The 6,161-nt window shown below is 65.8% G+C and carries 4 protein-coding genes and 1 rRNA gene; 4 read left to right on the forward strand and 1 reads right to left on the reverse strand.

What is annotated here, in order from left to right; genetic code table 11:
* Window positions 1-8 precede the first annotated feature (8 nt).
* From KIH78_RS10565 to KIH78_RS02835, 4 genes are all read left to right on the forward strand, one after another.
* Window positions 9-1,133, forward strand: coding sequence for a type II secretion system F family protein (locus KIH78_RS10565; protein WP_236034366.1), 1,125 nt, complete (start codon window positions 9-11; stop codon window positions 1,131-1,133).
* A gap of 110 nt (window positions 1,134-1,243) precedes the next feature.
* Window positions 1,244-3,481 (forward strand): RNA degradosome polyphosphate kinase, encoded by a 2,238-nt coding sequence (locus KIH78_RS02825; RefSeq protein WP_219131129.1) that lies wholly within the window; start codon window positions 1,244-1,246, stop codon window positions 3,479-3,481.
* Between the two features lie 189 nt (window positions 3,482-3,670).
* Window positions 3,671-4,825, forward strand: a complete 1,155-nt coding sequence (locus KIH78_RS02830; protein ID WP_219131130.1) for an NUDIX hydrolase — start codon at window positions 3,671-3,673, stop codon at window positions 4,823-4,825.
* The gene (locus KIH78_RS02835) at window positions 4,743-5,663 is read left to right on the forward strand and encodes a hypothetical protein (protein WP_420830093.1); all 921 of its coding nucleotides are present in this window, start codon (window positions 4,743-4,745) and stop codon (window positions 5,661-5,663) included. The genes KIH78_RS02830 and KIH78_RS02835 overlap by 83 nt, the downstream gene beginning before the upstream one ends.
* Before the next feature lie 371 nt (window positions 5,664-6,034).
* Here KIH78_RS02835 and rrf read toward each other — a convergent pair.
* Window positions 6,035-6,151, reverse strand: a 5S ribosomal RNA gene (rrf, locus tag KIH78_RS02840).
* Window positions 6,152-6,161 lie beyond the last annotated feature (10 nt).

A 6,161-nucleotide genomic window follows, 5' to 3' on the forward strand; every position in this document is an offset into this window, starting at 1 on the left:
GGTTCTGGATGCTGACTTCCGCGATGGCGCTGTTGGTGGCGGCCGTGACGCTGTTGTGCGTGCCGTCGCATCGGGCCGGTGCGGCGGCGAGACGGCACCGGCCGGAAACCGCGAACGAACCGCCTGACGGGTCGGATTCGTCCTCCCATCCCGGCATCGACGCGACGATCGCGGCGGTCATCGCCCGCACGCGTGGCGGCGGAGGCGTGACGGAGGCGTTCGAGGAGCAGGGCGGCATACGGTTCGCGTCCGCACGGGTGACGGCATCACGGGTGGAACGCGTGCTGACGCGCACCGCCGCACGGGACGAGTCCGCGGCGGAGGTGGCGCGCGTCTCGCGTCGGCTTGCGGCCGCATGCCGGCTGAGCGGACGGCTGGGATGCGAAGTCTCGCATTGTCTGGAGGCGGTGGCCTCCGACCATCGGCGCGAACGGCGCGCGTCCGCGCTGCGACGGCAGGTGTTCGCCGCACCCCAGGCCACCATCCGCCTGTTGTCCGCATTGCCCGCGGTGACGGTGGTGCTGGCCGAGCTCATGGGAGCCCATCCGCTGGCGTTTCTGTTGGAGACGCCGCAGGGGCTGTCGTGTCTGCTGGTCGGTTCGCTTTGGTATGCGGCCGGCATGGTATGGACGCGGCGGCTGTTGCGTGGGTTCGCCGACCAGGCGACCCGTCCGGCCGTCCTGCCGTTCGCCTTGCAGATGCTTCACACCGCGTTGGCACGCGGCACATCGATTCCGATGGCCTTGGAGACGGTCGGCACCGTGCTCCGGGAATCGGAGACAGCCCCGGACGAGAACCCGGACGAGGCGATCGACCCGCTGCCGGGCATGCTCATCCATGCGGGCACCGCCCTGCTGCGGGGAGCCTCATGGCATGAGGCGTGGCCGCGCGCGCCGGACGGCGGCGACGCCGCGACGGTACGCGACTGTCTGGATGAGGCGTGGCTGCATGGCGCCTCCCCCACCGACCGTCTGGCACTGGCCGTGGGGCAGGCCGACGCGGACGAGCGCGCCGCCATCGAACGCGAGGCGGGCACGCTGTCCGTACGGCTGCTCGCCCCCACTGGGCTGTGTTTCCTGCCGGCGTTCGTGTGCATCGGCGTCGTCCCGGCCATCATCTCGTTCGTCATATGAGCCCGACGGATGATCCCGCCCCTGGGACCCGCACACCCATAATGTGAACTCGCGTTGAACTTTGGCGCGTTCAATGGCCCTCAACCGTTCCAACGCCTAGGATGAAATACATGGCACAGATATTCGACGCACCCTCGAAGGCGATTCTGCGAAGCCAAATCGCGGAACACATCGCCGAAACTGACAAGAACGACCGGCGCGAGACCCTGGAAGGCGAGCCCCCGCTGCCCACCGACCGCTTCTTCGACCGTGAACTGAGCTGGCTCAAGTTCAACAAGCGTGTCCTCGAGCTCGCCGAGGACGAGGATCAGCCGTTGCTGGAACGCACCAGCTTCGCCGCGATCTTCGCCAACAACCTCGACGAGTTCTTCATGGTCCGCGTGGCCGGCCTGAAGCGCCGCATCGACTCGGGCATCGCCGTGCCGTCCGCGGCCGGCCTGAGCCCGCGCCAGCTGCTGCGCTCCATCAGCGAGCAGTCGCACGCCCTGCAGAACGAGCACGCCCACTACGTCATCGACAAGCTGTTCCCGGCGCTGGCCGAACAGCACATCGTGCTGCTGAGCTGGGACAAGCTGACCACCTCCGAGCAGGAGCGCCTCTCCCGCTACTACCGCCAGCAGGTGTTCCCCGTGCTCACCCCGCTCGCCGTGGATCCGGCCCACCCGTTCCCGTACATCTCCGGCGGCTCCATCAACCTCGCCGTGATCGTCGAGAACCCGACCTCCGGCAAGTCCCACTTCGCGCGCGTGAAGATCCCGGGCAACCTCAACCGTCTCGTGCCGGTGGACGACATGACCGACGAGGAGTCCAAGGAGGAGCGCTATGGCTTCATCACCATGGAGAACCTCATCATCGCCCACCTGGAATCCCTGTTCCCGGGCATGATCATCAAGGAGGCCCGCTCCTTCCGCGTCACCCGCAACGAGGACATCGACGTCGAAGAGGATGACGCCGAGAACCTGCTCAACGCGATGGAGAAGGAGCTGCTGCGCCGCCGCTTCGGACCGCCGATCCGTCTGGAGATCTCCGACGAGACCAGCCCGTTCCTCTCCCAGCTGCTCGCCGACCAGCTCGGCGTCAGCCCCGATGAGGTGTACCGTCTGCCGGCGCCGTTGGACATGACCGTGCTGTTCGAACTCGGCGGCATCGACCGTCCGGATTTGAAGAACCGCCCGTTCATCCCGACCACGAACCGTCAGATCGCCGAGGTCGAATCGAGCCGCGCGCAGGACATCTTCGCCGCCATCCGCGAGCGCGACATCCTGCTGCACCACCCCTACGATTCGTTCTCCACGTCCGTCCAGGCCTTTCTGGCGCAGGCTGCTGCGGATCCTAAGGTTCTGGCCATCAAGCAGACGCTCTACCGCACCAGCTCCAACTCGCCGATCATCGACGCGCTGATCGACGCGGCCCACGCCGGCAAGCAGGTGCTGGCTCTGGTGGAGATCAAGGCCCGCTTCGACGAGGACGCGAACATCGCGTGGGCCCGCAAGCTCGAACGCGCGGGCGTGCACGTGGTGTACGGCATCGTGGGCCTCAAGACCCACTGCAAGCTCATCGAGGTGGTGCGTCAGGAAGCCGACGGCCTGCGCCGCTACTGCCACGTGGGCACCGGCAACTACAACCCGAAGACCGCCCGCATCTACACCGATCTGGGCCTGCTCACCTGCGACCCGGTGGTCGGACAGGACCTCACCCGCCTGTTCAACCAGCTGTCCGGCTACGCGCCGAAGTCCAGCTTCCACCGTCTGCTCGTGGCGCCCCGCACCATCCGCACCGGCCTCATCCAGCGCATCCGCCGCGAGGAGGACGCCGCACGCGCCGGCAAGGAGGCGTGGATCAAGATCAAGGTGAACTCGGTGGTGGACGAGAAGACCATCGACGCCCTGTACCGTGCCTCGCAGGCCGGCGTGAAGATCGACATCGTCGAACGCGGCATCTGCTCGCTCAAGCCCGGCGTGCCCGGCCTGTCCGAGAACATCCGCGTGCGTTCGATTCTCGGCCGTTTCCTCGAGCACAGCCGCATCTACGCCTTCTGCAACTCTGACGGCCCGCAGATCGGAGAAGGCCCGATGTCCGGCCCGGAGGTGTGGATCGGTTCGGCCGACCTCATGCACCGCAACCTGGACCGTCGCGTCGAGGCGTTGGTGCGCATCACCGCCCCCGAGCAGGTGCAGGAGCTCATCGACTACATCGACCTGCAGATGGCTGATTCCACGTCCAGCTGGCACATGCTGCCGGACGGCTCCTACGAGCGTCACTCGAAGGACGAGGAAGGCCGCCCGCTGGTGGATTGCCAGGAGTACCTGATCCGCAAGCACACGCGCCGCCGCGGCAACCACAGCTGAACGAACAGTTCCACGCACTTGCATTCACGTGTGAACAGCATCGCTCCGCAACCGCGTATAATCGCAACCGGAACTGATTGACAGTCAAGACGCATGAAGGCCGACCCGATATCCGACGGGTCGGCCTTCATGCGTCTTTGGCGGCAAACTACGTAGGGTATGCGTACAATACGAAGGGTGGGCAGGAACATGGGCAAAATCATTGAAGCGGCGGGCGGTATCCTGTATCGGCACCGCAAGCCAACGAACGACGTCGCCGACGACGTCATCCAACGAACCGCATCATCGGACATCACATCGGGTGCACCAAACGCAGCATCGGACACATCGGACGCACCATCGGAATCGCAGCATCACATCCAACCGCTGTTCGACGACATCGAACTCTGTCTCGTCCACCGTCCGAAATACGACGACTGGAGTTGGCCGAAAGGCAAACTCGACCCGAACGAATCGCACCGGCATGCGGCGGTCCGTGAAATCGGCGAGGAGACCGGCATCCCGGTGGCCCTCGGACCGTATCTGGGCGATATCGAATACCCGCAGTCCGAAGAGGGCAGCAAACAGCGCCACACCAAGAACTACGCCGCCAACGCCAATACGAAGCACATCAAATTCTGGATGGCCACCGCCATCAGCCCCGTGGAGAACCTCAAACGCACCGGCGCGTTCGGCCCCGTGCACAGGGCGGACATCGACGAGATCGACGACATCGTCTGGCTCACGCCGGACAAGGCGCGCAAGCAGCTCACGCACTCCACGGACAGGGAGATTCTCGCCCTGTTCATCGACCGGCTCGAGGAAGGCGCCGCCGAAGCGGTCCCGTTCCTCATCGTGCGCCATGGCAAGGCCGAAGCACGCAAGGCGTGGAAGGGCACGGACGCGAACCGTCCCATCACGCCGCGCGGCGCGGCGGCCGCGTTCGCGCTCAACTACGAACTCGCATGCTTCAACCCGGTACGCCTGTCCACCTCGCCGTGGACGCGATGCATGGAGACCCTCGAAATGTTCTCCTGGCAGACCGGGCGCGACATGGTCAAGCTGCCGCCGCTCACCGAGGACGCGTTCGCCCGCAACCCCGAGGCGGCATGGGAATGCTTCCGTTCCGAGATCGACTTCGCGCTCACAGGGCGCATCCCCACCGCCATCTGCATGCACCGGCCGGTGATCGGTGGTATATTCGGGCATCTGCGCGGCCTGTGCGCCTTCGAGACGCTCGCGAAGCGTCTCATCGCCAAGTCGCCGTACATGCCTACGGGCAATGCGCTGGCATTGTTCGTCATCCCCACGCCCGAAGGCCCCCGCATCATCGACATACAGAAGGTCAGTCCGCTTGTCTACTAGCTATTCCTCCGGTTTCTCCACGCCCGGCACCGGTTCGGTGCGGGCCTCCCGCACGGGTTTCATCCCCACGCCGGGTTCCGCGCCGCGTCCTTCCCGTCCTGGACAGCTCGCGCCCGCGTTGCTCGACCAGATGTCCGGCGGCGCCGACCCGGGCGTGGTGAACGAGATCGCGCATTCCTCCGCCGCCGCGCTGTTGGACCGGGTCCGTCACAGCGAGGATCCGATGGTGGTGGAGCGCGTGCTCACGATAGTGGAGCGCGAAGGCGTGGACGAGATCGCCGAGTTGTGGAGTTCCAGCCCGTCCGATTCACTGCCGGGCGTGCTGTGGCGTCTGTACATGCTGCGCGCGTGGATGCGTGCGCATCGTGATGCCATCGCGCGTCTGTGGCGCGTGGGCGAGCCGGTGGCGACGTCCGCATCCGCCATCGCCGGCGTGGATCAGGCGCCCACTGAGGACGACATCGTGCGTCTCGCCGATTCGATTCTGTCCGGCGCGTTCACCGGCGATTTCGCGGTGGCGATGGAGCGTGCGGCCGCGTTCACCGATGTGGTGGCGTTGGGGTTGCGTGTGGAGGCGAAGCATCTGGCCGATATGGCCGGCGATTTGGCCGCCGGCTCCGGCCCGTCCGTTGCGTCCGGTTCGTCCGATTGGTCTGTTGGATCCGCTGCGGCTGCTGCGTCCGTTTCGTCCGACTCCGCCGCCGATTCCGCTGCCGAGCATGCGAAACGGCACGCCACCCGTGCGGCGCGGCTCATGCATACGGCGGCGAATCTGTTGGTCACCGCAAAGGATTTCCAGCACGCCGCGAACCTGTGGCGGCGCGGCAAACTGGAATAGTGGGTTATACTGTTATCCGCGTCGGGCCGTGCTTAAGCCCCGGGCTCCATTTTTTGCCGCCGCGAGCGGCCCTTGCGCCGACAGGCGCTTTCACGGTTCGACGCTTTTCCTTCGATGCCTTCTCTTTTGGCTTTTCCCTCCCCATCCGGCAGGTGCACTTGCGTGATGCCGATGACGACGTCGATGTCGTATGCGTGGGTTTGGTTGTGTGGGTGGCTTCGCTGCCGGCGGCGTGCGATGGTTGCCGGTTTCGTCGCGTTCGTTGCGGTGGGTCCGGGTTTGGTGTCCGGTCGGCGTGTGTGTTTGGGCGTGTATATGTGAAGAGGACCCCTGGGAGCGTGGTGCTCGACCGGGGGTCCTCGTGAGTATGAATGCGGCGGCGTGCTACTCTCCCACACCCTGTCGGGTGCAGTACCATCGCCGTGCAGGGCCTTAGCTTCCGGGTTCGGAATGGGACCGGGCGTCTCACCCTGGCCATGACCGCCGCAAATCTTCAAT

Source organism: Bifidobacterium saguinibicoloris (assembly GCF_019331725.1).
Taxonomy (GTDB): Bacteria; Actinomycetota; Actinomycetes; order Actinomycetales; family Bifidobacteriaceae; genus Bifidobacterium; species Bifidobacterium saguinibicoloris.